General features: G+C 67.7%; 24 protein-coding genes. 8 read left to right on the top strand and 16 right to left on the bottom strand.

The window, feature by feature from the left end; genetic code table 11:
• Positions 1-8 precede the first annotated feature (8 nt).
• From ACFTSF_RS08460 to ACFTSF_RS08450, 3 genes are read right to left on the bottom strand one after another with little or no spacing between them, the layout of a single operon-like run.
• Positions 9-1,238, bottom strand: a complete 1,230-nt coding sequence (locus tag ACFTSF_RS08460) for an ABC transporter permease (protein WP_380153231.1) — start codon at positions 1,236-1,238, stop codon at positions 9-11.
• A complete protein-coding gene (locus ACFTSF_RS08455; protein ID WP_344147246.1) occupies positions 1,238-1,930 on the bottom strand; it encodes an ABC transporter ATP-binding protein in 693 nt (230 codons plus the stop codon). Before ACFTSF_RS08455 ends, ACFTSF_RS08460 begins: the two co-directional genes overlap by 1 nt.
• Complete coding sequence (locus tag ACFTSF_RS08450) at positions 1,927-3,264, bottom strand: efflux RND transporter periplasmic adaptor subunit (protein WP_380153230.1); 1,338 nt, start codon at positions 3,262-3,264, stop codon at positions 1,927-1,929. Before ACFTSF_RS08450 ends, ACFTSF_RS08455 begins: the two co-directional genes overlap by 4 nt.
• A gap of 235 nt (positions 3,265-3,499) precedes the next feature.
• On the opposite strand from ACFTSF_RS08450, the gene ACFTSF_RS08445 reads away from it, so the two are divergent.
• The 4 genes from ACFTSF_RS08445 to ACFTSF_RS08430 all read left to right on the top strand — a co-directional run bounded on the left by ACFTSF_RS08445 (position 3,500) and on the right by ACFTSF_RS08430 (position 6,314).
• Positions 3,500-3,871: an RNA polymerase-binding protein RbpA gene (locus tag ACFTSF_RS08445; protein WP_130385606.1), complete on the top strand. Its 372-nt coding sequence runs from the start codon at positions 3,500-3,502 to the stop codon at positions 3,869-3,871.
• 93 nt (positions 3,872-3,964) lie between these two features.
• Positions 3,965-4,534, top strand: coding sequence for a TetR/AcrR family transcriptional regulator (locus tag ACFTSF_RS08440; protein WP_380153229.1), 570 nt, complete (start codon positions 3,965-3,967; stop codon positions 4,532-4,534).
• Positions 4,531-5,703, top strand: coding sequence for a GDSL-type esterase/lipase family protein (locus tag ACFTSF_RS08435; protein ID WP_380153228.1), 1,173 nt, complete (start codon positions 4,531-4,533; stop codon positions 5,701-5,703). Before ACFTSF_RS08440 ends, ACFTSF_RS08435 begins: the two co-directional genes overlap by 4 nt.
• A gap of 44 nt (positions 5,704-5,747) precedes the next feature.
• The gene (locus tag ACFTSF_RS08430) at positions 5,748-6,314 is read left to right on the top strand and encodes a Uma2 family endonuclease (RefSeq protein ID WP_380153227.1); all 567 of its coding nucleotides are present in this window, start codon (positions 5,748-5,750) and stop codon (positions 6,312-6,314) included.
• 16 nt (positions 6,315-6,330) lie between these two features.
• Here the strand turns inward: ACFTSF_RS08430 and ACFTSF_RS08425 are convergent, their stop codons facing one another.
• Genes ACFTSF_RS08425 through ACFTSF_RS08415 form a run of 3 tightly spaced genes read right to left on the bottom strand, consistent with a single transcriptional unit; the run spans position 6,331 to position 7,871 of the window.
• A complete protein-coding gene (locus ACFTSF_RS08425; RefSeq protein WP_380153226.1) occupies positions 6,331-6,690 on the bottom strand; it encodes a hypothetical protein in 360 nt (119 codons plus the stop codon).
• Positions 6,691-6,704: 14 nt separating this feature from the next.
• Positions 6,705-7,493 (bottom strand): hypothetical protein, encoded by a 789-nt coding sequence (locus tag ACFTSF_RS08420; RefSeq protein WP_380153225.1) that lies wholly within the window; start codon positions 7,491-7,493, stop codon positions 6,705-6,707.
• Positions 7,494-7,517: 24 nt separating this feature from the next.
• On the bottom strand, positions 7,518-7,871 hold the full coding sequence (locus ACFTSF_RS08415; protein ID WP_380153224.1) for an XRE family transcriptional regulator: 354 nt from the start codon (positions 7,869-7,871) through the stop codon (positions 7,518-7,520).
• A gap of 848 nt (positions 7,872-8,719) precedes the next feature.
• On the opposite strand from ACFTSF_RS08415, the gene ACFTSF_RS08410 reads away from it, so the two are divergent.
• Positions 8,720-9,763 (top strand): asparagine synthase-related protein, encoded by a 1,044-nt coding sequence (locus ACFTSF_RS08410; RefSeq protein ID WP_380153223.1) that lies wholly within the window; start codon positions 8,720-8,722, stop codon positions 9,761-9,763.
• A 10-nt stretch (positions 9,764-9,773) separates the two neighbouring features.
• On the top strand, positions 9,774-10,469 hold the full coding sequence (locus ACFTSF_RS08405) for a class I SAM-dependent methyltransferase (RefSeq protein WP_380153222.1): 696 nt from the start codon (positions 9,774-9,776) through the stop codon (positions 10,467-10,469).
• A gap of 14 nt (positions 10,470-10,483) precedes the next feature.
• Here ACFTSF_RS08405 and ACFTSF_RS08400 read toward each other — a convergent pair whose 3' ends face one another.
• From ACFTSF_RS08400 to ACFTSF_RS08370, 7 genes are all read right to left on the bottom strand, one after another.
• On the bottom strand, positions 10,484-11,026 hold the full coding sequence (locus tag ACFTSF_RS08400) for an FxsA family protein (protein WP_380153221.1): 543 nt from the start codon (positions 11,024-11,026) through the stop codon (positions 10,484-10,486).
• Positions 11,027-11,075: 49 nt separating this feature from the next.
• The gene (lnt, locus tag ACFTSF_RS08395) at positions 11,076-12,638 is read right to left on the bottom strand and encodes an apolipoprotein N-acyltransferase (RefSeq protein ID WP_380153220.1); all 1,563 of its coding nucleotides are present in this window, start codon (positions 12,636-12,638) and stop codon (positions 11,076-11,078) included.
• Between the two features lie 431 nt (positions 12,639-13,069).
• A complete protein-coding gene (locus ACFTSF_RS08390; RefSeq protein ID WP_344147220.1) occupies positions 13,070-13,459 on the bottom strand; it encodes a hotdog domain-containing protein in 390 nt (129 codons plus the stop codon).
• Positions 13,460-13,461: 2 nt separating this feature from the next.
• Complete coding sequence (locus ACFTSF_RS08385) at positions 13,462-14,214, bottom strand: OAM dimerization domain-containing protein (protein ID WP_344147217.1); 753 nt, start codon at positions 14,212-14,214, stop codon at positions 13,462-13,464.
• Positions 14,211-15,788, bottom strand: coding sequence for a lysine 5,6-aminomutase subunit alpha (locus ACFTSF_RS08380; protein ID WP_380153219.1), 1,578 nt, complete (start codon positions 15,786-15,788; stop codon positions 14,211-14,213). The genes ACFTSF_RS08385 and ACFTSF_RS08380 overlap by 4 nt, the downstream gene beginning before the upstream one ends.
• Positions 15,776-17,380: an amidohydrolase gene (locus ACFTSF_RS08375; RefSeq protein ID WP_380153218.1), complete on the bottom strand. Its 1,605-nt coding sequence runs from the start codon at positions 17,378-17,380 to the stop codon at positions 15,776-15,778. The genes ACFTSF_RS08380 and ACFTSF_RS08375 overlap by 13 nt, the downstream gene beginning before the upstream one ends.
• A gap of 3 nt (positions 17,381-17,383) precedes the next feature.
• The gene (locus tag ACFTSF_RS08370; protein ID WP_380153217.1) at positions 17,384-18,427 is read right to left on the bottom strand and encodes an L-erythro-3,5-diaminohexanoate dehydrogenase; all 1,044 of its coding nucleotides are present in this window, start codon (positions 18,425-18,427) and stop codon (positions 17,384-17,386) included.
• A 142-nt stretch (positions 18,428-18,569) separates the two neighbouring features.
• On the opposite strand from ACFTSF_RS08370, the gene ACFTSF_RS08365 reads away from it, so the two are divergent.
• Both ACFTSF_RS08365 and ACFTSF_RS08360 read left to right on the top strand, forming a co-directional pair.
• The gene (locus tag ACFTSF_RS08365) at positions 18,570-20,036 is read left to right on the top strand and encodes a KamA family radical SAM protein (RefSeq protein ID WP_380153216.1); all 1,467 of its coding nucleotides are present in this window, start codon (positions 18,570-18,572) and stop codon (positions 20,034-20,036) included.
• A 123-nt stretch (positions 20,037-20,159) separates the two neighbouring features.
• On the top strand, positions 20,160-21,737 hold the full coding sequence (locus ACFTSF_RS08360; RefSeq protein ID WP_380153215.1) for a hypothetical protein: 1,578 nt from the start codon (positions 20,160-20,162) through the stop codon (positions 21,735-21,737).
• On the opposite strand, the gene ACFTSF_RS08355 is transcribed toward ACFTSF_RS08360, so the two are convergent.
• The 3 genes from ACFTSF_RS08355 to ACFTSF_RS08345 are packed head-to-tail and all read right to left on the bottom strand — an operon-like array spanning position 21,734 to position 24,789.
• On the bottom strand, positions 21,734-22,789 hold the full coding sequence (locus tag ACFTSF_RS08355) for a Gfo/Idh/MocA family protein (protein WP_380153214.1): 1,056 nt from the start codon (positions 22,787-22,789) through the stop codon (positions 21,734-21,736). The genes ACFTSF_RS08360 and ACFTSF_RS08355 overlap by 4 nt on opposite strands.
• A gap of 3 nt (positions 22,790-22,792) precedes the next feature.
• Positions 22,793-23,635 (bottom strand): sugar phosphate isomerase/epimerase family protein, encoded by an 843-nt coding sequence (locus tag ACFTSF_RS08350; RefSeq protein WP_380153213.1) that lies wholly within the window; start codon positions 23,633-23,635, stop codon positions 22,793-22,795.
• On the bottom strand, positions 23,632-24,789 hold the full coding sequence (locus ACFTSF_RS08345; RefSeq protein ID WP_380153212.1) for an ROK family protein: 1,158 nt from the start codon (positions 24,787-24,789) through the stop codon (positions 23,632-23,634). The genes ACFTSF_RS08350 and ACFTSF_RS08345 overlap by 4 nt, the downstream gene beginning before the upstream one ends.
• Between the last annotated feature and the right edge of the window lie 139 nt (positions 24,790-24,928).

Below are 24,928 nucleotides of genomic sequence, written 5' to 3'. Positions count from 1 at the left end.
AATGCCTCTCACTCGTGACGTAGTGCGTCGATGGGACGAAGACCGGCGGCTCGGTGCGCCGGCATGCTGCCGAAGAACAGGCCGACCGCGGCGGAGACGCCGAGGGCGAGCGCGATCGACGACGGGACCAGGACCGGCATGACCCCGGCCAACTGGAACTGGGTCATAACCAGCGCGGCCGCGACTCCGACGGCACCGCCGATCAGGCTGAGCAGGGTGGCCTCGATGAGGAACTGGCCGAGGATCGTCCGCCGCCGGGCACCGAGTGCCTTCCGGATCCCGATCTCCCGGGTCCGCTCGGTGACGGTGACGAGCATGATGTTCGTGACCCCGATCCCGCCGACCACCAGACTGATCGCGGCGACCGTGGCCAGCAGCGCGGTGAACGTCGCCGCGGTGTCCTGGCTCGTCTGCAGGATCTGCGCCGAGTTGGTGATCCGGAACGGCGAGGTCGTGGTCGCCGGAACCTGGTGCCGCGCGGTCAGCAACTGCGTGACCTCGGCCTGCGCCAGGTCGACCCGGTCCTTGTCGGCCGCCTGGACGACGATCTGACTCAGCGCGCCGTACCCGGCCTGAGTCGCGCGCAGCGTGCTGATCGGGACGATCGCTGTCGCGTTGGGATCGTTGAACCCGGTGCTGTCCTTGCTGGCCAGCACACCTCGTACGACGAAGTCGACCGCGCCGAGCTTGACCGTCTGACCGACCGCGGCCTGGGCGCGTCCGAAGAGTTCGGTCGCGGTGGTCTGCCCGAGCACGATTACGCGCTCGGCCGCGTCGACGTCGTCCTGGGTGAACGACTCCCCGGAACCGACCGGTGTGTTGGTGGCCGGGAGGTACGCCGGCGTCGTACCGATGACCTGGTTGATCGTGTAACTGGTGTCGCCGTTGGTCGCCGTACCGGAACTCGTCATCACCGGGGCGACCGAGGCGACGTCCGGGGCGAGGCGCCGATCGGCGAGGGCAGTCGCGTCGTCGAGTGTGAGCGCGTACTGCTGGGCCGACGGACCGGCCTGGCCGCGGGCGAACCCTCCGCCTCCACCGGAGGTCGAGACCGTGAGCAGGTTCGTGCCCATCGCCTCCAACCGGCTCTGCACCGCCTTCCCGGAACCGTTGCCCACCGCAACCAGCACGATGACCGCGCCGACTCCGATCGAGACTCCGAGCACGGTCAGCAGCGAGCGCAGCTTGTTGGCGCTGAGGCCGCGCAAGGCGGCCCCGAACAGATCGCGAGGCGACATCAGCGGGTCACCTCGTCGACGACGATCCGGCCGTCGGCGACCTGGATCAACCGGCGAGCCCGGGCGGCGACGTCGTTCTCGTGGGTGATCACCACGACCGTCCGGCCTTCGGCGTTCAGCTCGTCGAACATGCCGAGGACCTCGTCGGTCGAGTGCGCATCGAGGTTTCCGGTCGGCTCGTCGGCCAGCAGGATCCGCGGGCCGGTGGCCAGGGCGCGGGCGATCGCGACCCGTTGCTGCTGACCGCCGGACAACTGGTTCGGGCGGTGACCGGCTCGATCCGAGAGGCCGACGAGTTCGAGAGCACGGTTGGCTCGCGTACGGCGTTCTGCGCGGCGCAGGTGGGCGTAGGTGAGCGGGAGCTCGACATTCGCCAGCGCGGTGGTGCGCGGGATCAGGTTGAAGGACTGGAAGATGAAACCGATCTTGCGGCCGCGGACGAGAGCCTGCTGATCCTCGGTCAGCCCGGCGACGTTGCTGCCGTCGAGGAAGTACTCACCGCGGGTCGGCACGTCGAGACAGCCGAGGATGTTCATCAAGGTCGATTTGCCGGAACCGGACGAGCCCATCACGGCGACGTACTCGCCGGCCTCGACCCGCAGCGAGACACCCCGAAGAGCGTGTACGGCGGTCTCCCCCGCGCCGTACGTCTTGGTGACCCCGCGGATGTCGATCAGGGCGTCAGCGCTCACCGGTTGCCACCGGCGTTGCGCTGAACCGGGAACTGACCGCCACCTCCGGGGAACTGGCCACCGCCACCGGGGACTTGGCCGGTGCGGCCCTGACCCGTCTGGCCGGTGCCGCCGCCGATCGTGCCCTGCAGGAGCTCGACCTGGTCGCCCTCGTTCAGCCCGGTCTTGATCTGGGTGAAGCTGCCGCCCTTGATGCCGATCTCGACCTCGCGGCTGGTGCCGTCGGCCATCGTCACGGTGTTCGTCGTACCGCTGGTGACGACCGCCGTACTCGGGACGTAGAGCACGTTGGTCGCCTTGGCGGTCTGGACGGTGACGTTCGCGGTCTGACCCATCCGGGCGTTCGCGGGGAGCTTGGCCAGCGAGAAGGTGGCCGAGTACGAGACCACGCCGTTGGTGGTGGTCGGGGTCGGCGAGACGGAGGCCAGTGTCGCGGTGAGGTTGGTGCCGGGTTCGGCGTTCAGGGTGACGGTGGCGGACTGGCCGGCTTTGATCTTGATCGCGTCGGCTTCGGGGAACGCGGCCGAGACCTGGAGGGCCTTGAGGTCGGAGATGTCGGCGAAGCCCGTGCCGGCGGCGGACGTCGTACTGGTGGAGGTTGACCCTTGACCTGAGGTCGAGCCAGAGCCTGAGCCGCCGGTGCTGCCTGAGCTTGAACCACTGCTCGACCCGGCGACCGACCCGACCGAGCCGTTGATCGCGGTGATGGTGCCGGCGATCGGCGCCTTCAACGTGGTCGCGGCGACCGCGGACTTGGCGGCCACGACGTCCTGATCGGCCTGCTCCTTGTCGGCCTTCGCCCGGGCCAGCGACGCCTCGGCGTTGCTGACGGCAACTTCCGGGTTCTGCGTCTGGGTCTGACCCTGTGCCTGAGCTTGACCTGTCGGCGTGGGTGAGGCGGACGCCTCGTCGGCGGCCTCCTTCGCGTCCTCGGCGTCGTCGAGTGACTCCTCGGCCGCTGTGACGGAGTTGGCCGCGGCGATCTGGTTCTGCTCGGCGATCCGCAGCTGCCGCTCGGCCGAGGCCGGGTCGACCTTGGCGATCGCGGCGCCCTTGGCGACCACCTGGCCGACCTTGACCAGGATCTGCGTGACCGTGCCGGAGGTCTCGAACTGCGGCGACGCCGTCTGCGAACTGGCCAGCGTCCCGCTGGAACTCACGCTCGCGACCACGTCGCCGCGGGTCACCGCGACACTCGGGCGGGTCGCTGCCGCGGAAGGTTCATCGCTGCGGAAGAACAGGAAGTACGCCGTGACGGCGATGGCGGCGACGATGGCCACCAGGGCCACATTGAGCAGACTGAGGCCACGGAGTTTGTGGCGGGGTAGCACCATGGGACCTGAAGCTAGAGACGGTTGCTGAGGAAGTAGTGCCTGCTTCCTGGCAACTGACTGTGAACTTCGCGCGTCAGTACTACGGGTGCCCGCGACACACCGTGATCTGTGCACGCCTGATGACAGCGGGTCATGACGGTGCTGTCAGGTGCGTACATATCGCTCGGGCATGCCAAAATGGGAATGATCCGGGCCGGCCGACCGTTGGCACGGATGACGATCTCGGAGGTTTGACATGTCTAATCGCGTACTGCGTGGTTCGGGGCTGGGTGGGGTCAGCTTCGAGGATGACCGCGGTGTCGAGTTCGCGCCGCGCCAGATGATTACGTACGACTGCCCGCGCGGTCACGTGGTCGAGGTGACGATGGCGCACGACGCCGAGGTGCCCGCGATCTGGGAGTGCCCGCACTGCGGCAGCGAGGCCGCTCGCTCGACCGGTGAGAAGCCGGAGCCGAAGCAGGAGAAGCCGGCCCGCACGCACTGGGACATGCTGCGCGAGCGCCGGAGCATCTCGGAGCTGGAGGAGCTGCTCGCCGAGCGCGTGGACCTGCTCCGCAAGGGTGAGATCGGCCCGGCGCACCTGCACCGGACCAAGCGCACCGCCTGACGTACTGCTGAGAAGCCCGGGTCGCAATGGCGCGATCCGGGCTTCTTCATGAACTCATTTGCCTAAAGCCTTTAGGTTTGCACATAATGAGTTATGGCACGAGTGGGACTGACTCCGGACCGGCTGGCCCGGGCCGGCGCCGAGCTCGCGGACGAGATCGGCTTCGACCAGGTCAGCGCGTCGGCGCTGGCCCGGCGGTTCGACGTCCAGGTCGCGAGTCTGTATGCGCATGTCCGGGGCGCTCACGACCTCAGGTCGCGGATCGCTCAGGTGGCGCTCGACGAGATGGCCGATCGCGCGGCTGAGGCGGTGGCCGGGCGGGCCGGTCGCGATGCGCTGGTGGCGCTGGCCACGGTCTACCGCGACTACGCCCGCGAACACCCCGGCCGGTACGCCGCTTCGCAGTACCGGGTCGATCCCGGCTCACCGGCGGTGGACGCCGGGCGACGGCACAACGAGCTGACTCGCGCTGTCCTGCGCGGCTACCACCTGGATGAGCCGGCTCAGACGGACGCGATCCGGCTGCTCGGCAGTGTCTTCAACGGCTATATCGGCCTTGAGTTGGGCGGCTCGTTCGCCCACTCCTCCCCCGCCAGCGACGAGAGCTGGCCGCGCATTCTCGACGCCCTCGACCTACTTCTCCGGAGCTGGACCAAGTCATGATCACCACCCCCATCACTCTTGACCTGCTGCGTGGCGCGCTCGAGCTCACGCCGTCCGACCGTGGCCTGGTGCCGCACCGGCTGCCTGGCTGGGCGCGACGCCAGTACGACGACCCGCAGCTCGCCGGCGCGGAGTCGCAGCCGTCAGGCGTGCGGCTGGTGTTCCGCAGCCGGGCGACCGTGATCGAGCTCGACGTCGTCGCCACCAAGCGCGACTACGTGGGCGCTCCCCCACGCCCAGACGGCGTCTACGACCTCGTGATCGACGGCACGCTCACCGCCCAGGCAACCGCCGAGGCCGGCGACGTGATGACCGTCGACCTGCTGGCCGGCACTGCCGACGTACAGCGCGGTGAGCCCACCACCGTCCGTTTCGCCGACCTGGGCTCCAAGGACAGGACGGTCGAGCTCTGGTTGCCGCACGACGAGACCACCGAGTTGGTCGCGCTGCGCACCGACGCTCCGATCTCACCCGTCGCGCCTGACGGTCGCCGTACCTGGGTGCATCACGGCAGCTCGATCAGCCACGGCTCGAACGCCGCAAGCCCGACCGGCACCTGGCCGGCGCTGGCCGCGGCCCAGGGTGAGGTGAAGCTGGTCAACCTCGGTTTCAGCGGCAGCGCGCTCGTCCAGCCGTTCGTCGCCCGCACGATCCGCGACCTCCCGGCCGACCTGATCAGCGTCAAGCTCGGCATCAACGTCGTGAACACCGACGCCCTGCGGCTGCGCACGTTCATTCCGGCCGTGAACGGCTTCCTCGACACGATCCGCGACGGCCACCCGACGACACCGCTGCTCGTCATCTCGCCGATCCTCTGCCCGATCCACGAGAACACCCCCGGCCCCACCGGCTGGGACCTGGCCGCCCTCGCCGAAGGCCGCCTGGCCTTTACCGCCGACGGCGACCCCGCCGACGTACCGGCCGGCAAACTCACCCTCACCACCATCCGCGCCGCCCTCGCCACCATCGTCGCCCAGCGCGCCACCACCGACCCCAATCTGCACTACCTCGACGGCCGCGACCTGTACGGCGACGCCGACACCCCCGCCCACCCGCTCCCCGACGACCTGCACCCCGACGCGGACTCCCACCGCCTGATGGCGGACCGCTTCGCTGAGCTCGCCTTCACCGGGAAAGGCCCCTTCGCCGTACCTCCCCAGGTACGCTAAGGAAGGTAGTGGTGTTGCCGTCGCGGATCCGAGGGAGGTGCGCCGTGGCCGTTGACATGGTCGCTCCGGCGTGGATGCACACGCAGATCACAGCCGAGCAGTACGACTCGTGGACCGCCGAGCAGTGCGCCGGCATCGAGATCGTGGACGGGATAGTCGCAGTGGCGCCGAGTGCCTCCAAACGTCACAACCGGATCGCTCGTCTGCTGGCGAACGCACTGGATCAGGCGGCCGGTCCGGAGTGGAACGCGGACACCGACTTCGATGTCCGGCTGCAGGACTCGCCGCTGACGAACCGGCGGCCGGATGTGGTGGTCTACCGCGCGGACACCATCGACATCTCCCCCACCCGGCCCGAGCACGTGCTCCTGGTCGTCGAGGTCGTCTCCCCCGGCTCAGAGACCACCGACCGAATCGTCAAGGTCGACCAGTACGCCAAGGCCGGAATCGGCTTCTACTGGCGAATCGAACAGGCGGCCACCGGACTCCCGATCGTCTACACGTACGTGCTGGACCCCGCGAGCCAGAGCTACCGCGACACCGAGGTCTTCGCCGGCGAGGTCAAGACCGCCGTACCGTTCCACGTCTCCGTGGATCTCGGGGTGCTCTGAGCAGAGCGACAACAACCTAGGCGTCTTGTTCGATCCGTTCGAAGATGTCGGCGTCTGTCTCGCGTTGCCATTGCGGGAGGTCGTCCCAGTCGGCCACGTAGCCCGGCTTGGGTTCGTCGATGTGCTTATGGATCTGTGCGATCCAGCAGACCGCAACGAATCGGCCTTTCTGCGCTCGGCTCAGCTTGGCCGTCGATCCGCCAGAGACCTCGACAAACGCCCGCACCTGCCCGTACACCGCGGCAGCACTCGCCTGCTCCCACGCCGGTGTCTCGTCCCACGGGACGACGTACCCGGGCTTCGGCTCACCCGGATAGTGCTTGTTGACCCCGGCAATCCACGCCTCACGAAACACTCGACCGGACTCGACCTGCATCCGAACTCCTCACGTCAACCAGCAACCGTCGTCTCCAACGCCTCGATGCGTCGACTTAGGTCATGGACCGATCCACCTTCAGGGATCTGTCCGAGACTCTGCCGGAAATCCAGCAACTTCCGGCGAACCACCCCGGACCAGGACTCCAGCGCCACATCGAGAGCAGCCTCGCCATATCTGATCACACGCTCGGTGTCCCGAAGCAGGACCCCGGTGCTGGCGAGATCGGTGAGCACGGCTCCGCGACGACGAAGTGACAGGTTTTGCTCGAGCGCCTGGGTCAGCGCGACATCGGCGGCTTCGGCCTCCCGCAGACTGGCCAGGCAGGCCCCGTGCTCTTCGGCCAGCCGCGACCCGTCGAACCGAAGCCAGCCTGAAGGTGCCTGAGAGATCGTCAGCTCGCGAACGCCGGCGGCTCGGTCGATTGCCCGCAAACACGCTTGACTGTCGCCCAACCCGGCCAACGCCTGAGACTGGACCGAGCTGACCCAATGCCGGGTGGCCAACTGCGGATCTCCGCTGCGGGCAACGACAGCGGCATGCTGAAGCAGCGGTTCAGCCTGGGCGAACGCTCCCTCGTAGATGCAGATGTAGGCATGGCGCGTCAGCGCACAGGCCCACAGATCGGGGCTCGCCGCCTCCCGCGCGGCGGTGAGGACATCGAGTTGAGCGCGAACCACCGGGAACATCGGCGCCTTGGACGTCGAGAGCGCGAAGACCGTCCAGAGGTGGCGATTCAGCTGCTCATGCTCGGCCAGCGCGGCCCGTGAGATCCGGCCACTGTGACGGCCGGCAGCTGTCACCATCTCAAGGTCGAACGACTGTGTTCAGGCGAGGACCGCGCCGGCCAGACTGAGCAAGCGCAGAAGTTCACGTCGATTCAGATCCTCAGTGCCCTTTCCGGCCGACCTGATCTCGACGGGTTCGTCGCCGGCGCAGACCCCGGCGGCCATCAGCCGCGTGGCGAATCGTTCTTGCACCTCAGCAGTTGCGCGCCGCAATGCCGTGTCCAGGATGGCCTGCATGTCCGGCCTCGGGCGTACCGCGGAACCACCGGCCTCCCAGTTGGCCACAGTGCGAGGGGCAACACCCAACCCGTCGGCGAACGCGCGCACGCTCTGCCGCAGAGACTCGCGCAACAGGCGCGATTCACGCCCGGTCCACTGATCGACGTGCGGCATGGCTTCATCCTGTCAAGGATCGCGGTCCGTAGTCGCCCCATCATCTCCCGCATTCAACGGACCTGCAACGGAGGTGCGTCGAGCCCTCATTTCTCCGCCGCCCCGTCCACGCGACGCTGATGGCAAGCCGGTGGGCGGACGTGCTGGAGCCCTGAGTCCCGCGTCCGTCCGCCGTACCAACTGACCGTTCTCACATACCAGGGGAGGTGACAGAGATGGACTTCGACGAGGTCTTCGAAGCCGATTGCATCCTCGGCGTTCCGGCGCCGGCCGACGAGTACGGCCGGAAGATGCCGGGAGCCGCGGACGCGAACGGCGATCACTGCAGCTGATCTGCCTCGGGGTCGCGGTCCACGACCGCGACCCCGAGTAACTCGAGAGGAGGAGGCATCAATGCTGCGGCTGCAGATTCACGTCGAAGACCTGTCCACCGCTTGGCACGAGCAGGAGGGCGAGTGGAGAGGCGGCGACAGCTTCATCGAACCGTTCAGGCATTCAATGGTCGAGGTGACCTCGGTCTCTGGCGTCGGTGAGTTCGATCTGCTGATCAGAGAGAGCCTGCCCGGCGGAGACGAGCTCACGGTGACGATCTCGAACGGAGTCCTTCGCTTGCGATCGGGACGACGGGGAACGCTGCCGATCTCGCTCGCAGTGGTCGACAGCGTCCTGCATGGATCCTGGGACCTCGCTGACCTGTACCGGTTCACCGCAGCGGACAGGTTGCTCGATCGAGCGATCACGCGGTTGCTGACTCGGCACCAGCGTTACTCGATGGACACAGTCTTCGTCGACATCAAGAGGCTGACGGAGAGAGAGCTGAGGCAACGTTCGATGGCGGTGGGCTCGACGTGCGGTACCCCGCTGACGCTGCACACGTACTCGTGGCGCGGACGTTGCAGGCGAATGCCGATCCGGTGGCGCACCTCGACCGTTTCCTGGCTCGCCAGCTCGAGTCGGTGCTGCAGGTGCGGGCGACCGGAATCGAGCTGTCGGGAGGGCTCGATTCGGCCAATGTAGCGCTCGCCGCGGCTGACCATACATCGCGGCAGCTCTACTCGTTCGGCCTGATCGGCCAAGGCTTGTCGGCCGCTCCGCAGATGGCCCGGAGAGCTGCGATTGTGCACGAGCTCGGCCTGGCAGACATCGATCTGCATGCTGCCGGCCATCTGCCGTTCAGCGGTGCTGCGATGGAAATACCCGATCGGAGGCATTATGCCGACGGTGACGTCTATCGCGAGGCGTTCGACGAGCTACGTATCCAGGCGGCTGCATCCGGCTGCGAAGTGATGCTCACCGGCTTCGGCGGCGACGAGCTCATGAGCCTGCGCGGGAGCGAACGCTCAGTTCCTCGCCGCGTCATCGGGCGGCCGTCGTGGTTGGGTGCGCGTTCAGTCGAAGCGTTGCCGACCATTGAGGACAACGTCGCCCCGGCAGCACCGGTCGCGGTGCCGTGCCTGATGGCGTTCGCGGCGCGGCATCCGTCGTACTTGCGTCATGGGCTGTGGCCGGTTGCTCCCTTGGCGGACCCGGAGTTACTTCGCTTCGCCGAGTCGCTTCCCCTGCAGTGGCGTGTCGGCAAGCATCTCCTGCGGTTGCGATTGACACGAGCGGGCTTCGGCAGCGAAGTCACGCGTCCCGCAGTCGCCGAGAGCTTCAGCGACACCATGGAACTCGCACTACGCCGGCACGGGTTGGCGATGGCACGAGAGATGCTGCAGGGCTCGATCCTCGTCGACGCCGGGTACGTCGACGAGTGCGGCCTCGCGGGGGTCGTTCGCTGCGCTGAGCGGGGTGGCGCCGTACCCGATCTGCTGTATGACACTCTGGCTGTAGAGAGAGGCCTGCGGAGCATGGTGGGGGCTGGAGTGAGATCTGCCGGTGGACAGTACTGAATGCGCTCGGTTGGCCAGATCCAATCTGGCCTACCGGCGGCCGGCCCTGTACGACGCGATGACGGCCGACGACGAGGTAGCGGGGCAGGTAGCGAAGGCCGTCGGGGAGTGCGGCGTGCGCCCGCTCGCGGTTCTGGACCTTGGCTGTGGGACTGGGCGGCACCTGGCTGCTCTTCGCGACGAACTCGGTGCAGTGGCGGTCGGTGTCGACCTGCAAACCGGGATGCTCGACTACGGGCGCCGAAGGTACGGAGTCGATCTTCGGCGTGGCGACCTTCGATCGATTCGGCTAGGTCGGCGGTTCGAGCTGGTTACTTGCCTCGGCAACAGCCTTTCCTACCTGCACGCCGATGATGACCTGGTCTCCGCTGTGCAGACGATGCGGGCGCACGTCGAGGACCGGGGTGTCGTCGTGATCTCGACCTTGACGAATCCTTTGGTTGAGCCGGCCGAGCAGGTTGTGCGGGTCGAGACGGCGTGCATCTCTGCGGACGTTGAGATCGCGTCAGCCTGGGACGCGGAGCGGCGGTTGCAGGTGACGCGGCGTACCTGGCGACACGATGATGGCCGCATCGACGTGGACGTGCTGCGACGCCGGGTTGTCAGGCTGGATGAGCTGGTCGGCCTGCTGCACGGTGCCGGCTTTGTCGGTGGACGGCTGGTGGGTGCCGGATACGTCGTGGCGACCGTGAGCGCGCGCGGGTAACCGAGGCCGCGGGGTTACTTCGGTGGGTCGGGGTCGATGACTTCGCCCTGTACGACGTTGTCGGCCGACGAGTGTGGTCCGGTGGGACCGGTCGGTGGGCCGAAGCCGGTGAAGCCTGGGCCGTTGGAGCCGGGTGTTCCGGCGCCGAACCCTGGGACTCCGCCCAGGCCGCCTAGGCCGTTGGCGCCCAACTGGGTGACGCGGCGGCCTAGGAAAGCCGTCAGGGCGCGTCGGGCTAGCGGCCGGGTGAAGGGGAGGACGAAGAAGAAGCCGAAGATGTCGGTGACGAAGCCTGGGGTGAGCAGCAGGGTGCCGCCGATCAGGACGAGGGCGCCGTCGGCGAGTTCGCGGCCGGGCATCTTGCCGGTCTCGAAGGAGGACTGGAGGGCGGCCCAGGCGCGGCGGCCTTCGCGTTTGATCAGCCAGGCACCGAAAGCGCTCTCGGCGACCAGGAGGGCGATTGTGGGCCAGCCACCGATCACCTGGCCGACCTGGATGATCACGTAGATCTCCACGATCGGCACCACGAGCAGCGCGAGCGCCACCAACCAGCCCATGTTCTACCCCTCTCCTGCTTCAGCCCAGGATACGGAGTCGGACCAAGCGCTAGACGGGAACCTTCTGCCGCGCGGGCTTGGCCGCCGGCGGCTCCTGCGGGCGGGCCGGGCGGCGGGTTGCGAGCGCCAGCACGATGCCGAGCAGGCCGAGGCCGGTCAGGATCCATTGCGGCCAGGCGCCGAGCCGGATCGCCAGCGTCTTGCCGACGCGGACGGGGACCTTCGCGACGTAGACGTCGGACACGAACTGGCCCGACTTGTGCTCGACCTTGCCGTTCGGCTGGATGACGCCGGAGATGCCGCTGGTGGACGCGATCAGGACGGTCCGGCCGGTCTCGATCGCGCGCATCCGCGTGATGGCGAACTGCTGCTCAGGCTGACCAGTGCCGCCGTACGTCGCGTTGTTCGTCTGTACGACGAGGACCTGCGCCCCGCCGTTGAGGACGTCCGCGATCACGTTGTCGTAGGCGAGCTCGAAGCAGATCACGTCGCCGTAGGTGACGCCGCGGATCGGCACTATGCCGGGGACCTTGCCGGGTGCGGTCTGCCGGCCGACCATCTCGAGCCGCTTGATGTAGGGCAGCAGTTGCTCGCGGAAGGGGATGTACTCACCGAACGGCACCGGGTGCCGCTTCGCGTAAACCTGACCGGGTCCGGTCTGCGGATCCCAGACGACGCCGGTGGTCTGCCGCTCGTTCGGACCCGGACCTTCGAGGACCGCGCCGACCAGGATCGGTACGCCGACGGCCTTCACGGCCTGCTCGATGTCGGCGCGGGTCTCGTCGTCCTTGAAGGGGTCGATGTCGGTCGAGTTCTCCGGCCAGATCACGATGTCCGGCTTCGCCTCGGCGCCGGCCTGGACGCGCTTCTCGAGCTCAAGGGTCGCGGTCAGATGGTTCTTGGTGACGGTCCGGGCCCGGCCGAGGAACTCCAGCCCCTTGCCCGGCACGTTGCCCTGGACCATCGCAGCGGTCACGGTCTTGCCGTTGCCGTCGGTGGACAGGTTGATCAGCGCACTGCCACCGAAGATCGCCACGCCGGCAATCACGGCCAGCACCCGGATCCGGAACCGCGTCGCCTGCCGGAACACGACGTACACGAGGACACCCAGTACGGCGATGACGAAGCTCAGGCCCGGGATTCCGACGTACGCCGCGAGTCTGCCCAGCGGGGAATCGGAGAAGGCCCACGCGAGCCGGCCCCACGGGAACCCGCCGAACGGCACCGACGCGGTCGCGAACTCGGTCGCGACCCACAGGCACGGGATCCAGAGCGCCCACAGTTTGTGCCGGAAGACCCGTACGGCGAAGGCGCCGAAGACCGCGTAGAACAGACCCTCGAGGATCGACAGCGCGATCGCGGCGTCGCCGCCGATGACACTCAGCCAGGGAACGAGCGTCGCGTAGTACGCGATCCCGAAGCCGGCTCCGATCAGGAACCCGGCCTTCGAGGAGAGCTGAGTGCCGCTGAGGGCGGCGAAGAACAGTGGCAGGGCGATGAACGCGAGCCATGGATGGGTGTGGGGTTCGAAGGCGTATCCGAGCGCGACACCCGCCGCCACAGCCACCACGATGCGCGGCAGCAACCGCCCCAGAGCCTGCAACCGATTCACGCCGTCTCCCTCAGTCCTCACGACCGGAAGCACCGGCGCGCGACAACTGTATCGGGACGAAAAAGAGGAAAGAGGCTCGGCGCCCTTCGGACCAACTACCGGATCACTGGATGCGAACCGCGCAGCTGTTGTCTACTGGGCGCCGAACCTCTTCCACCTCTGCCCCCGCGGGGGGCTAACCACCGGCGATCTCAGCCCCCGTCGACTCAAGCCTGGCACTGGCCTGGTCAGCGTCGCGGGATCATCCGGTGGCCGAACTCCGTGTGACCAATGGCCCAACGGGGTCTGACGACTCCCAAAACGATGCTCGCTGCCGACGATGGTGTCAACCTCTCCGTCGGCCTCTTTGGGTCGTTGTAACACTTTCGCCTGTCGTGCAAAGAGTTACACCTGTGTCACTCCACGTGACTGTTACCTAGGGCAACTATTCGTCACCCAACCGGTACGACGACAGTGCCCTTCGCGCGCGTGATCACAAGGGGTTCGGCGAGCACTTCGGCGGCCGATTCGGACCGGTCCGGCCGGCCGCGGCAGACGACGTACGCGCTGAACTCGAGGTCGCGGCTGCGGGTGCCGACGCGGGTGATCGTTGCCTGCACCTCGACCACGTCGCCGGCGCGCAGCGGCTGCAGGAACTGGACGTCGGAGTACGACGCGAACAGGCCCTCGTCACCGTCGGCCTGGATGCACACCTCGGTTGCCACGTCACCGAACAACGCAAGCACGTAGGCGCCGTCGACCAGGTTCCCGGCATAGTGCGCGTGGCTGTACGGGACGTAGCGGCGATGCGTGACGGTCAGCCCGGTAGTTGCCTTTGACACCTTTATGCACTCCGCTTCACAGGTTGACGTTTGGTGACGAGGGCATCGACCAGGTAGCTGGCCACTTCGCCCGGTGTGGTGCCGCGGCCGAACACCCGGTCGACGCCGAGCTCACCGGCCATCTGCTCGGTGAAACGGGGGCCACCGGCAACCAACACCGGGCGCGCGTTCTCGGCGTACGCCTCCCGGAACGCAGCCGACATCTCCTTGGTGTTCAGCACATGCGCCTCGCGCTGGGTGACCACCTGCGAGACCAGGATCGCGTCGGCCTTCTCGGCCTTGGCCCGCCGAACCAGCTCCGGTACGGCGACCTGGGCGCCGAGGTTCACGACCTTCAGCTCGCGGTAGTACTCCAGGCCCTTCTCCCCCGCGAACCCCTTGATGTTCATGATCGCGTCGATGCCGACCGTGTGGGCGTCGGTACCGATGCAGGCGCCGACAATGGTGAGCCGCCGACGCAAGTGCTTGCGGACCGACAGGTTCACCTCCTTGGGCGAGAGCAGCGGGTAGTCGCGCTCGATCACCTCGACCTTGTCGGTGTCGACGAGGTGGTTCACCGGGCCGTAGACGACGAAGAAGGTGAAGTCCGGTCCCATCGGCTTGGCGTGGACGACGAGTGCCGGGTCCATGCCCATCTTGTTCGCGAGCTGGATCGCGGCACCCTCAGCGCGCTTGTCGTGCGGGATCGGCAGCGTGAACGACATCTGCACCATGCCGTCCCCGGTGGTGTCTCCGTACGGCCGGATGATGCTCACTGCGCCTCCTCGAGTAGCTCGATGGCTGGGTTGTAGTACTCACTCGAACGCCGGGCCACACCGTCGAGACCGCGACCCGCGTCCTGCGGGCGCTTCATCAGGCCGAAGGTGCCGTCGCCGATCGCGTTCAGCAGACCGTCGTCGACGATCTCCTCCAGCAGGTCGACCGACTCCCCCAGCACCTGGCGGGCGCGGTTCGCGATGAAGCCGTCCGGTGCGGGATGGAAGTCCTCGTGAAGGTTGCCGGCGGCACCCAACACGTAGCGGACGTTCTGCAGAGCCAGGTCGCGGTCGGAGATCCATGGCGTCACGACCGCCTCGGTCATCATGCCGACCAGCAGGATGCCCTGCCCGGTCATCGCGCCGACCAGGTTGAAGAAGCCGTCCAGCAGGTAACCGCGGAACACATCGCCGGTCATGTGCCGGGTCGGCGGCATCCACTTCAGCGGCGCGTCCGGGAACAGCTGCCGGGCGAGCATCGCGTGCGCCAGCTCCATCCGGAACGAGTCCGGGATCTCCGGCGTGATCTCGAACGCGTGCCCGAGCCCGAGCTGCCAGTCCTCGAGGCCGGCCTCTTTGGCGAAGTACTCGTTCAGCAACTGCGAGACCGTCACCGTGTGCGCGGCCTCGACCGCGTCGGCCGTGGTCAGGTAGTTGTCCTCGCCGGTGTTGATGATGATTCCGGCGCGGGCGTGGATCTGCCGGCTGAACCGCTGGTCGACGAAGGTGCGGATCGGGTTGATGTCGCGGAACAGGATCCCGTACATCGAGTCGTTCAGCATCATGTCGAGCCGCTGCAGACCGGCCAGCGTCGCGATCTCCGGCATACAGAGACCGGAGGCATAGTTGGTCAGCCGGATGTAGCGTCCGAGTTCGCGCGACGACTCGTCGAGCGCGGCACGCATCAGCCGGAAGTTCTCCTGGGTCGCGTAGGTTCCGGCGAAACCTTCGCGGGTCGCGCCCTCGGGCACGTAGTCCAGCAGCGACTGCCCGGTCGAGCGGATCACCGCGATGATGTCCGCGCCTGCCCGGGCAGCTGCCTGGGCCTGCGGGATGTCCTCGTAGATGTCGCCGGTGGCAACGATCAGGTAGATCCACGGCCGCTGCTCGGGATCACCGTGCTTCTTGATCAGCCGGTCGCGTTCACGCCGCCGCCCGTCGATCAGCTTCAGTCCACCGGCCGCAGCCTTCCGCGCCGCGGCTCGCGCCCGTACGGCGTCGCGGCCCTCGGGCAGGCGGAACGTCACCGAACCAGACGCGGCCTTCTGCGCGAGCACGTTCAGGTCCTCGGCCTCACCGCGCAGCAGCGCGTCCCAGACCGGGAGCGCGAACCCGTGCTCCAGCCCGACATCGGCCCGGACGGTGTCCGCCAGGCGGTTCACCCACGGGATGCCTTCCGAGTCCGCGCCGGCTAGCCCGGCCAGACGCAGTACGGCGCGCTCGACCGAGACCGTCGTGTGCTGCTTGGCCAGGTTGACGATCGGCCGCCCGGCCTTCCGGGCCAGACTGCGCGCCTTCCGGACGGTCACCGGGTCGAGGTCGAGCTTCTTCACGGCACGCGTCACTGGGTCCATCCTTCGGAGTCGTACACGATGCGACCGCCGACCGCGGTCCGCAAACAAGTGGGCACCGGCGAGCCCTCGGACAGATCAGGCAGCACCGGTACGCCGGCCCGCGGGTCGGTCGACCAGGCCGCGACTCGCTGATCCGGGGTCTGGACGACGAGGTCGGCCTCGCTCTGCCAGATCGCGTACGTCGCCGGCATATTCGGCGCGAGCACGCCCGCATCGTCGATCCCGGCCGCCCGCCAGCCGCCACGCGTATGTGCTTGGAACGCCGCTCGCACGGTGATGCGCTCATCCGGGTTGTGATGGAACGCCGCCGCCCGTACGGCGTCCCACGGGCCGAGCTCCGTCACCGGCGAGTCCGAGCCAAACGCCAGTACGACGCCTGCCCGGGCGAGCGACGCGAACGGGTTCATCCCCTGCCAGCGGTCGCCGACACGTTCGGCGTACATGTCGTCCGGGCCGCCCCACAGTCCGTCGAACATCGGCTGCACGCTGGCCGCGACGCCGTACCGGGCGAAGGTGGCGATCGCCTCGGGGCTCGGCATCTCCACGTGCTCGAGCCGGTGGCGGACAGCGACAAGAGCTTGGACACCGACCTTCTCGGCGGCGAGCTCGAACCCGCGCGCGATGTTGTCGAGAGCCTGGTCGCCGATGCAGTGGAACCCGGCCTGGATGTCCCGCTCGGTGCACGCGATGACGTGCTCGGCGATCTGCTCAGGCGTCAGGTAGGCGTGCCCGCGATGATCGGTCTGGTCTGCGTACGCCTCGCGCAGTGCCGCAGTCCGCGAGCCGAGCGCCCCGTCAGCGTTCAAGTCCCCAGCCAGCCCAACGACGCCGTACTCGTCAAGCACCTCGAACACGCCAGGCTCACCCCAGTACAGCGTCGAGTGCAGCCCAACCTCGTCAGCAGCCTGTCGCACCAACGGAAGTTCCCAGCGAGGCCCGATATGAGGAGCCGCCATCTCATGAAAGGCTCCAATGCCTTGTGAAGCCATTGCCTGGACGGCAGTACGAGCATCCTTCAGTACGTCTTGCTCGGTGGTGACACTTTCAGACAACGCATCCCGTACGGCGTGGTTCGCGGCTCGCTCGACGCGTCCGCTCTCGTCGTACCCCTCACGGCTCGCGAGCCCCGGGACTGCCGCGACCAGCGCTGACGACACCACACCCGAGTGCCCGTCAACTCGCGACAGGTACACCGGGCGACCACCCGCAGCGCGGTCGAGCTCGGCGGCGGTGGGCGGGCGGTGTTCGGGCCAGCGGGTCTCGTCCCAGTTCGAACCCTCGATGACTGCGCCCGCCGGCAGGTCAGCCGCGTGAGCTGCGAGCCGGTCCAGCGCCTCGGTCAGCGACCGACAACCCGTGAGGTCGAGGCCGTTGAGGAGGAAGCCGGTGCCTACCGTGTGGACGTGGGCGTCGACGAAGGCGGGGGTGACCAGCTTGCCGTCGAGGTCGATCACCTCGTCGGCACCCTCGGCGTACGAGGTGGCTCCGGTGTCGTCGCCGAGCCACGTCACCACCCCGTCGTCGAAGGCGATGGCGGTGGCATGCGGGTCGGCGGGCGAGTAGACGGAACCGTTCGTCAGAAGTGTGCGCACGGGCTAATCCTCGTCCAGCCTGCTCTCGAACAGACCGCGGACACCCGGCTCGTTCCGCAACAACTGCAAGGCGTAGTCCGCGTGACCGGGCACGTACCCGTTCCCCACGAGCATCGTCACGTCCGCCGCCAGCCCCTCCGCACCCAGCGCAGCAGCCGAGAACGAGGTCGCCATCGAGAAGAAGATCACGGTCCCGCCAGCAGCGGTCGACAGTACGGCGCCGTGCTCGCATCCGGGGACATCGACGCAGACCACGGTGATGTCGGCCGGTCCCCCAGCCGCCTCGACGGCCGCGTTCAAAGCGACCGGATCCCGCGCATCGGCAAGGGCGACGACATCAGCCAGACTGGCCGCGTTCAACGTGTCGGCCTCGTGCTGAACCGGCACGATCCCGATCGTCCGAGCAGCACCGGCATCGCGGGCAGCCGCAAGCGACAGCGAGCCCGATTTACCTGCGCCGCCAATTACTGACACGACAGGCTTAGTGCCTTTGTCGACATACGAGCGGACCACGCGAGCGGTCAGCGCCGGCGCTCCGCACACGTCCATCACCGCCAGCGACAGCTCCGGCCGCAGGTCGTCCGGCAACTTCGCGACGATCGAGCGAGCGAACAGAATCGCGTGCCCGGCCGCCGGAACCTGCTCCCCCTGCCCATCCCAACCTGCTAGCTCGTCAGTGATCTGCAGCGGAGTCAGCGTCAGCGACACGAGAGTAGCGACCCGATCACCCACCGCGAGCCCCAGCGGCGACTCCGGCCCGACCTCGTCCACGACACCGACCAGCATCCCGCCCGATCCGGTCACCGGGTTCTGCATCTTGCCGCGCGCCTCGACGATCTCCAGCACCGCGCGGCGGATGGCATCACCATCGCCGTCATGAGCCCCGGACAGCTGCCGGTACGACGCTGCGTCCAGATTCAGCCGCTCGATCGCGATCCGGACCTCGTCCGGCCAGATCTCGGCGCGGGCGTCCAACCGCTCCGCGGCCTGCGGCAACACGCCGTACGGGGTGATCACGCGGTGTAGTCCTACCGGGCTCGACGGCACCTGTCCTCCTCTGAACGGTCGGGCAAAATACTACTGAAAGATCAGTGTGACGAGAATTCTTACGGCGTACTGTTGCTTCTAGGGGAAGTTCTATCGCTATCCTCACATCTGACCACATCGCGCGGAAACCCCCGGAGGACTCGTGACCGACCTGATCAGCCCGGCTGACCTGATCGACCCCGACAGCGCTGCGGGTCAGCCGTACGCGTACCAACGGGCCGAGCTCGTGGAGCCGGACTGGACCCGGCTGCCCGGCTGGAAGGACGTCACGGCCGAGGAGTGGCGCTCGGTGCAGTGGCAGCGTTCGCACTGCGTGAAGAACGTCAAGCAGCTGCGCGACGTGATGGGCGACCTGGTCGACGAGCGGTTCTACGAGGACCTCACCCGGGACCAGGCCGAGCGCGCGACGATGTCGATGCTGCTCCCGCCGCAGATGCTGAACACGATCGTTCCGAACGGCGCGGCCGACTACACCGAGGCGTTCTACGCCGACCCGGTGCGCCGCTACATGCTGCCGGTCTTCACGGACCGCCGCAGCGACTGGCCGTCGCACCCGCATGCGACGCGCGACTCGCTGCACGAGCACGAGATGTGGGCCACGGAGGGGTTGACCCACCGATACCCGACCAAGGTCCTTGCCGAGCTGCTGCCGACGTGTCCGCAGTACTGCGGTCACTGCACTCGGATGGACCTGGTCGGGAATTCGACCCCGGTCATCGACAAGCTGAAGTTCGTCACCAAGCCGGGTCAGCGGGTCGAGGACATGCTCGACTACCTGCGCCGTACGCCGGGTGTGCGTGACGTCGTGGTCTCCGGCGGCGACGTGGCGAACATGCCGTGGCCGCGGCTCGAGTCCTTCCTGACCAGCCTGCTCGACATCGAGAACATCCGCGACATCCGGCTGGCCACGAAGGCGCTGATGGGCATGCCGCAGCACTGGCTGTCCGACGACGTACGGGCCGGCGTCGAGCGGGTCGCGACGCTGGGCCGCGAGCGTGGCGTGATGATCGCGATGCACACGCACGTGAACGCAGCCCAGTCCGTCACCCCATTGGTGGCCGAGGCAACCAAGGCGATGTTCGAGGCCGGCCTGCGCGATGTCCGCAACCAGGGCGTCCTGATGCGCGGCGTGAACGACTCCATCCCCGAGCTGCTGGATCTCTGCTTCGCACTGCTCGACGGCGCGACCATCACGCCGTACTACTTCTACATGTGCGACATGATCCCGTTCTCCGAGCACTGGCGGGTCTCGGTCAAGGAAGCCCAGCACCTGCAGCACGGCATCCTCGGCTACCTCCCCGGCTTCGCCACCCCGCGCATCGTCTGCGACGTCCCGTACGTCGGCAAGCGCTGGGTGCACCAACTGTCGGAGTACGACGAGGTCCGCGGTATCTCGTACTGGAAGAAGAACTACCGCACCGGTATCGAGCAGCAGGACCCGGAAGCGTTGAACCGCACCTACGAGTACTACGACCCGATCGACACCCTGCCCGCCGAGGGCCAGGCCTGGTGGAACCAGCACGCCGGCAACTCCCTCGCCGAAGCCGAGTCCCGCGCCGCCGCTTCTCGCGAGGCAGCCGAAGCCCAGAAGCTCCTCCCGCTGATCTGACCCGTCTGCAACTTCGTGCAATCTCCCCGATTCCGGCCCTGCTGAACCGTTGCCGACCGCTACGATCTGGAGCCGGTTGGTAGCAATGTCGGTCTCGGGGAGTTGTTCGTGCGGGTTGTTCGCGTGTCTGTTGGTGCTCTGCTGGGTGTCGTCGGTCTTCTGCTGGCGGTCGGGGGTGGAATCGCCGCCTTCTTCGTCATCGGGCCGGACGACACCGTGCAGTCCGACGAGCAACACCTGGTGAGCAAGGGACTGGCCATCGCCAGTACGCCGGGACTGCTTGAGCTGCACGGTCCGATCCTGCACGTCGAGGCGCGGTCGGCGAAGCCGGTGTTCATCGGGGTCGCGCGGGACTTCGACGTCGCGAGCTATCTGAAGGACGTGGCTCATACGTCGTTGGTGCAGCTGACGTATCCGATCGCCTTGAACACCCAGGAGCAGAAGGGCGCGACGGACCCGCTCACCGCTCCAGACAGTTTGGACTGGTGGGTCGCTAAGGGAAACGGATCCCTCACCTGGCCGATCGCCGACGGGCCCCACGACGTCGTCATCATGTCCGCGGACGGCAAGACAGTTCCCGACGTCCAGGTCCGGCTCGGGATCGAGATCCCGAACGCGTTCCTCATCGCCCTCGCGATCTTCGTCGGCGGGCTGCTGATTCTTGCCCTCGGCATCGTTCTGATCGTCGCCCGGCGCCGCCCAGCCCCCGTCGTACCGCAGCCGCCGACACCAGCCCCGTTCGGTACGACGTACCGGGTGGTCGCCGGCACCGCCGTACTGGGCCTGCTCGCTGGGTGCTCGGCGATTCCTGAGCGCGACACGGTCACCACGCTGACCCGGCCCGCGGTGACCAACGAGTCCGGTGCCGCGGTCATCAAGCGCTACAACGAGGTGAGTACGGCGGCTGGTCGCGCACGCAATGAGGTGCAGATCGGCCAGGTCGAGGGTGGTGAGCTGGTCAAGCAGACCCGCGCCGCGTACGCGATCGGCCGCAACCTGAAGCGCCCCCTCCCGAAACCGGCGCCCATCAGCAAGCCCACCTTCGCCGTACCGGAGTATGGCGGTTACCCGATGCGGTTCGTCAGCACCGCCGGCTCAACCGTCGGTCTGTGGCAGCGCGACAGCGCCGGCGGTCCGTGGTTGCAGACGCTGGCTGCCACGCTGCAGAAGTCCGCGAAGCTCCCGGACCTCTCCGGTTTGCGGCCACTGACCACCGCCGACAAGAACTTCGCCGTGGCACCCTTGACCGCACCCGCCGCGCTGAGCGAGTACCTCACGAAGGAAGGCAAGTCGCCGCACGGAGCATCGTTCGCCGTGATCCCGGAGTTCGCCACCGGGTTCAAACGCCTCGCGTACGAGCGTCAGTACTGGCACAAGCACGACCCGAAGTCGGTGCAGAAGGTCACCCGCACCTACAGCGCTGCCGCGCCGCCCTCGGCGTTCGTCACCAAGGACGGCGAAGCAGTGGTGCTGGCGACACTCAGGGACGAGTATCTGCTGGTGGTCGGGCAGGACCCCGACACCTACTTCTACTGGAGCAGCGGCGAAGCGAACGCCTTCAGTCTGCCGTCGGCCCGCTACAAGAGTGCCCTGAAGTCCACGACCCTGCACGACGTCGCGCTCGTGATCCCCCCGAAGGGCAAGGGGAAGATCCGCATCCTCTCGTACGAGTCGCAGATGGTCGCGGCCGGTGGGTACTAGTGGGTGATCTTCACCTCTGATCCGGTGGCCGCCGACTCGTAGATGGCGGTCAGCATGCGGGCCATTTCGAGGCCGTGTTCGGCGGGGGCGTCGGCGGGGATCTCGCGGCGGCAGATGCGCAGGAAGTTCTCGATCTGGTTGGCGAAGCCGACGGTGAAGTCGAAGCCGAGGGAGTCGATCTGCGGCTCGATGTGCAGCAGGGTGTCGTGGCGTTCGGTGACCATGTGCAGGGCCGGTTCGATCTCCACGCCGCCCTTCTCGCCGAACAACTGCACGGCGGTCTCGTTGCGGGTGTGCAGCGAGTAGGAGACGTCGACGTTCAGTACGGCGCCGCCGTCGAACCGGATCTGCGCGGTGGCGTAGTCCTCGACGTTGTTGACCCGGGTGGCCGAGGCTGCGCGGTAGCGGGACAGGTTCTGGATGTTGTCGCGGGCACCGATCGGGTCGAAGGTCGCGCCGGAGACCGCGACCGCGGCCGGTTGACCCATCAGGTACCAGCAGAGGTCGACGACGTGTACGCCGAGGTCGATCAGCGGTCCGCCGCCGGCCACGTCCTTGTCGCCGAACCAGCCGCCGGGATTACCGGCGGTACGCAGGATCGTCGTACGGGCGGCGTAGATCTTGCCGAACTCGTCCTCGTCCAGGAACCGCTTCGCGACCAGGGCGTTCGGCGCGTACCGCCGTACATAGCCGATCTGGAGTGCTTGGCCGGTCTCGGTGGTTGCCTTGACCAACGACTCGGCCTCGGCGACCGACACGCTCATCGGCTTCTCGACGAGCACGTCCTTGCCGGCGCGCAGGGCCGCTTCGGCGATCTGGGCGTGCAGGTTGTTCGGGACACAGATGCTGACGGCATCGATCTCGGAGTCCGCGAGGATCTCGTCGACGTTGCCGGTCGCGCGCGGTACGCCGAACTGTTCGGCGCGCTGCTTGACCCGCTCGATGTCGATGTCGCAGAGCGCGACCACCTCGGCGCCGGGGTTCTTCTGGTAGGCCTTCACGTGTTCCTGGGCGATCGTGCCCAGGCCGATCACGGCAATCTTGGTGGTCATGTGTCAGGCTCCTTGGGCCAGTGCGAGGACGTTCTTGAGGCCGAGCTCGACCGCGCCGGGAGCCGCTTCGAGTCCTTCGAACTCGAGTGTGACGGGCAGGTCGGGCTTGGTGGCGACGAGTGCGAGCAGGGCGCGCAGGTCGAGGTCGCCGTGGCCCGGAATGGTGCCGAGCAGGTAGTCGCCGGCCAGGGTCTTCAGCCAGCCGTCGCTGGGGATCGAGCGGCGGATGTGGAAGTCCTTGACGTGCGCGGCGGCCGCGACATCGAGGAGACCGGACACGGTCCGGCCGGGGACCTCGCCGACGCAGAGGCCGTTGCCGAGGTCGAGGGTGACGCGGAAGTTCGGGCGGTCGACGGCGTGGACCAAGCGGGCGATGCGCTCGTGTCCGTTCATGGACATGCCGTGGTTCTCGACCGTGGTGGTGATGCCGAGCTCGGCTGCGTGGTCGGCGATGACCTGTGCGCCCTCGACCAGCTGCGGGAAGACCTTCTCGAACTCGGCCTGGTTCGCCTCGCGCCAGCCCCACGGCAGGACGTCGTGACGGAACAGCCGGGCGCCGAGCCGGTGCCCGACGTCCACGTGCCGGCGGACGCGGTCGATCTCGCTGCTGTCGCCTTCGCGGAAGTCGGCGCCGATCAGGTAGTTCAGGATCGGGACACCGCGGTCGCCCGCGGCCTTCACCACGGTCTCGACCAGCTTGTCGTCGGTCAGCAGGTCATCGCCGAGCGCGGCGATCTCCAGGTGCTCGGCCGGTGACGCCGCCACCCAGTCCACGACCCCGACCAGGTCCATCTCGCCGCGGGCCATGAGCTTGCTGAAGCTGTACGAACTGACTCCCAGTTTCACTGGTAGTTCCTCTCTTCGTCATGCGTGAGCTTGTGCCAGGGACTCGGATAGTTCCGGACGCCGTAGATGGCGGGGCCGAACCGGTCGAACGCGTGACCGGCTGCCCCCAGCACCGCTGCCTCACGGCCCAAGGCGGCGGCGACGAACGGCGATCGCTCCGGAACGACGAGTTCCTTCGCGACAGCTGCTTCCAGCGGGCGGAGCAACGCCGTACTCTCGGCGGCGCCGCCGCAGCGCACGACGACGACATCGGGGTCGACGACCAGTAGTACGGTCGCGATCCGGCCGGCGATCTGCCCGCAGAAATCCTTGATCTCGGCCTTGGCGTCCGCGTCACCGGCGGCGGCTGCCTGCAGCACAGCCTCTCCGGTCGGGTGCGACGTCCAGACGAGTTGGCCGCGTTGCGCGTTGCGGGTCCAGCGCATGCCGCGCTGGGCGCCGAGCTCGCCGGCCAGGCGATGGCTTCCTTGCCGGATCTCCTCGTCGAGGACGATCGACAGCGAGAGCCGGTTGCCGACTTGCAGGTAGAGCACGTCGGAGTGCCCGCGGCCGGCGCCACCACGCTGCTCGGCCAGCGCCGCGAGTTTGATGTCGTTGTCGACGGTGACCAGGCAGTCGAGCTCGGTCGCGACGGTTGCTGCGATCGGCTCACCGACGACCTCGGGCAGCACGAGGCTCGCCCGCAGGCGACCGCTCTCCTCGACGACACCTGGCAGCGCGACTCCGACGGCCCGCAGCCGGTCGAGATCGGTCCCGGACTCTTTGGCCGCGGCCTCGACCGCGTTGCGTACGACGTCGACAGTGCTTTTGTTGCGAGCGAGCTCGGCGTACCCGAGTCTGTCCCCCGCCAGATCGCAGAGCACCGCCCGCACGCCTCGCGGGCCGATGTCGACACCGGCGACCAGGCCGGCTTCGCGGACGAACCGGAACGATCTCGCTGGTCGCCCGGGTCCGGCGGAGGCGGCGTTGCTGGGCTCGACGAGGCCTGCTTCGACGAGATCGTCGAGTACGGCGTGCACCGTCGGACGGGACAACCCCGTCTCGGCGGCGATCACGCCGACCGTCTGCGCGACCCCGGCCTCGGCCAGCCATCGCAGGCAGGCGACCTGGTTCGCGGACCGCTCGGCATGAGCGGCCCCAGGAGCAGTCTCCATCGACCCCAACCAATTATCTAACCGGCTTTAATAACCACGCTAGTCGACTGTCTCTGGTCCTGACAAGCATCCTGCGAAGCTCGCTGAAAGCTCACGGAGAGCGATCTCCCGGGCACCCGGCGGCAGGCTCAACCGAGCG

Source organism: Kribbella sp. NPDC056951 (genome assembly GCF_042674205.1).
Lineage (GTDB): Bacteria > Actinomycetota > Actinomycetes > Propionibacteriales > Kribbellaceae > Kribbella > Kribbella yunnanensis.
This window is presented reverse-complemented; position numbering and strand designations above follow the sequence as displayed.

What these genes read in the sequence shown, in the direction of transcription:
- ACFTSF_RS08380 (WP_380153219.1), bottom strand. Translation starts at nt 15,788, where the DNA reads ATGGACCCAGTGACGCGTGCCGTGAAGAAGCTCGACCTCGACCCGGTG.
- ACFTSF_RS08415 (WP_380153224.1), bottom strand. Translation starts at nt 7,871, where the DNA reads ATGCCGCACGTCGATCAGTGGACCGGGCGTGAATCGCGCCTGTTGCGC.
- ACFTSF_RS08440 (WP_380153229.1), top strand. Translation starts at nt 3,965, where the DNA reads ATGGCACGAGTGGGACTGACTCCGGACCGGCTGGCCCGGGCCGGCGCC.
- ACFTSF_RS08355 (WP_380153214.1), bottom strand. Translation starts at nt 22,789, where the DNA reads ATGACCACCAAGATTGCCGTGATCGGCCTGGGCACGATCGCCCAGGAA.
- ACFTSF_RS08400 (WP_380153221.1), bottom strand. Translation starts at nt 11,026, where the DNA reads ATGGGCTGGTTGGTGGCGCTCGCGCTGCTCGTGGTGCCGATCGTGGAG.
- ACFTSF_RS08345 (WP_380153212.1), bottom strand. Translation starts at nt 24,789, where the DNA reads ATGGAGACTGCTCCTGGGGCCGCTCATGCCGAGCGGTCCGCGAACCAG.
- ACFTSF_RS08435 (WP_380153228.1), top strand. Translation starts at nt 4,531, where the DNA reads ATGATCACCACCCCCATCACTCTTGACCTGCTGCGTGGCGCGCTCGAG.
- ACFTSF_RS08450 (WP_380153230.1), bottom strand. Translation starts at nt 3,264, where the DNA reads ATGGTGCTACCCCGCCACAAACTCCGTGGCCTCAGTCTGCTCAATGTG.
- ACFTSF_RS08460 (WP_380153231.1), bottom strand. Translation starts at nt 1,238, where the DNA reads ATGTCGCCTCGCGATCTGTTCGGGGCCGCCTTGCGCGGCCTCAGCGCC.
- ACFTSF_RS08445 (WP_130385606.1), top strand. Translation starts at nt 3,500, where the DNA reads ATGTCTAATCGCGTACTGCGTGGTTCGGGGCTGGGTGGGGTCAGCTTC.
- ACFTSF_RS08425 (WP_380153226.1), bottom strand. Translation starts at nt 6,690, where the DNA reads ATGCAGGTCGAGTCCGGTCGAGTGTTTCGTGAGGCGTGGATTGCCGGG.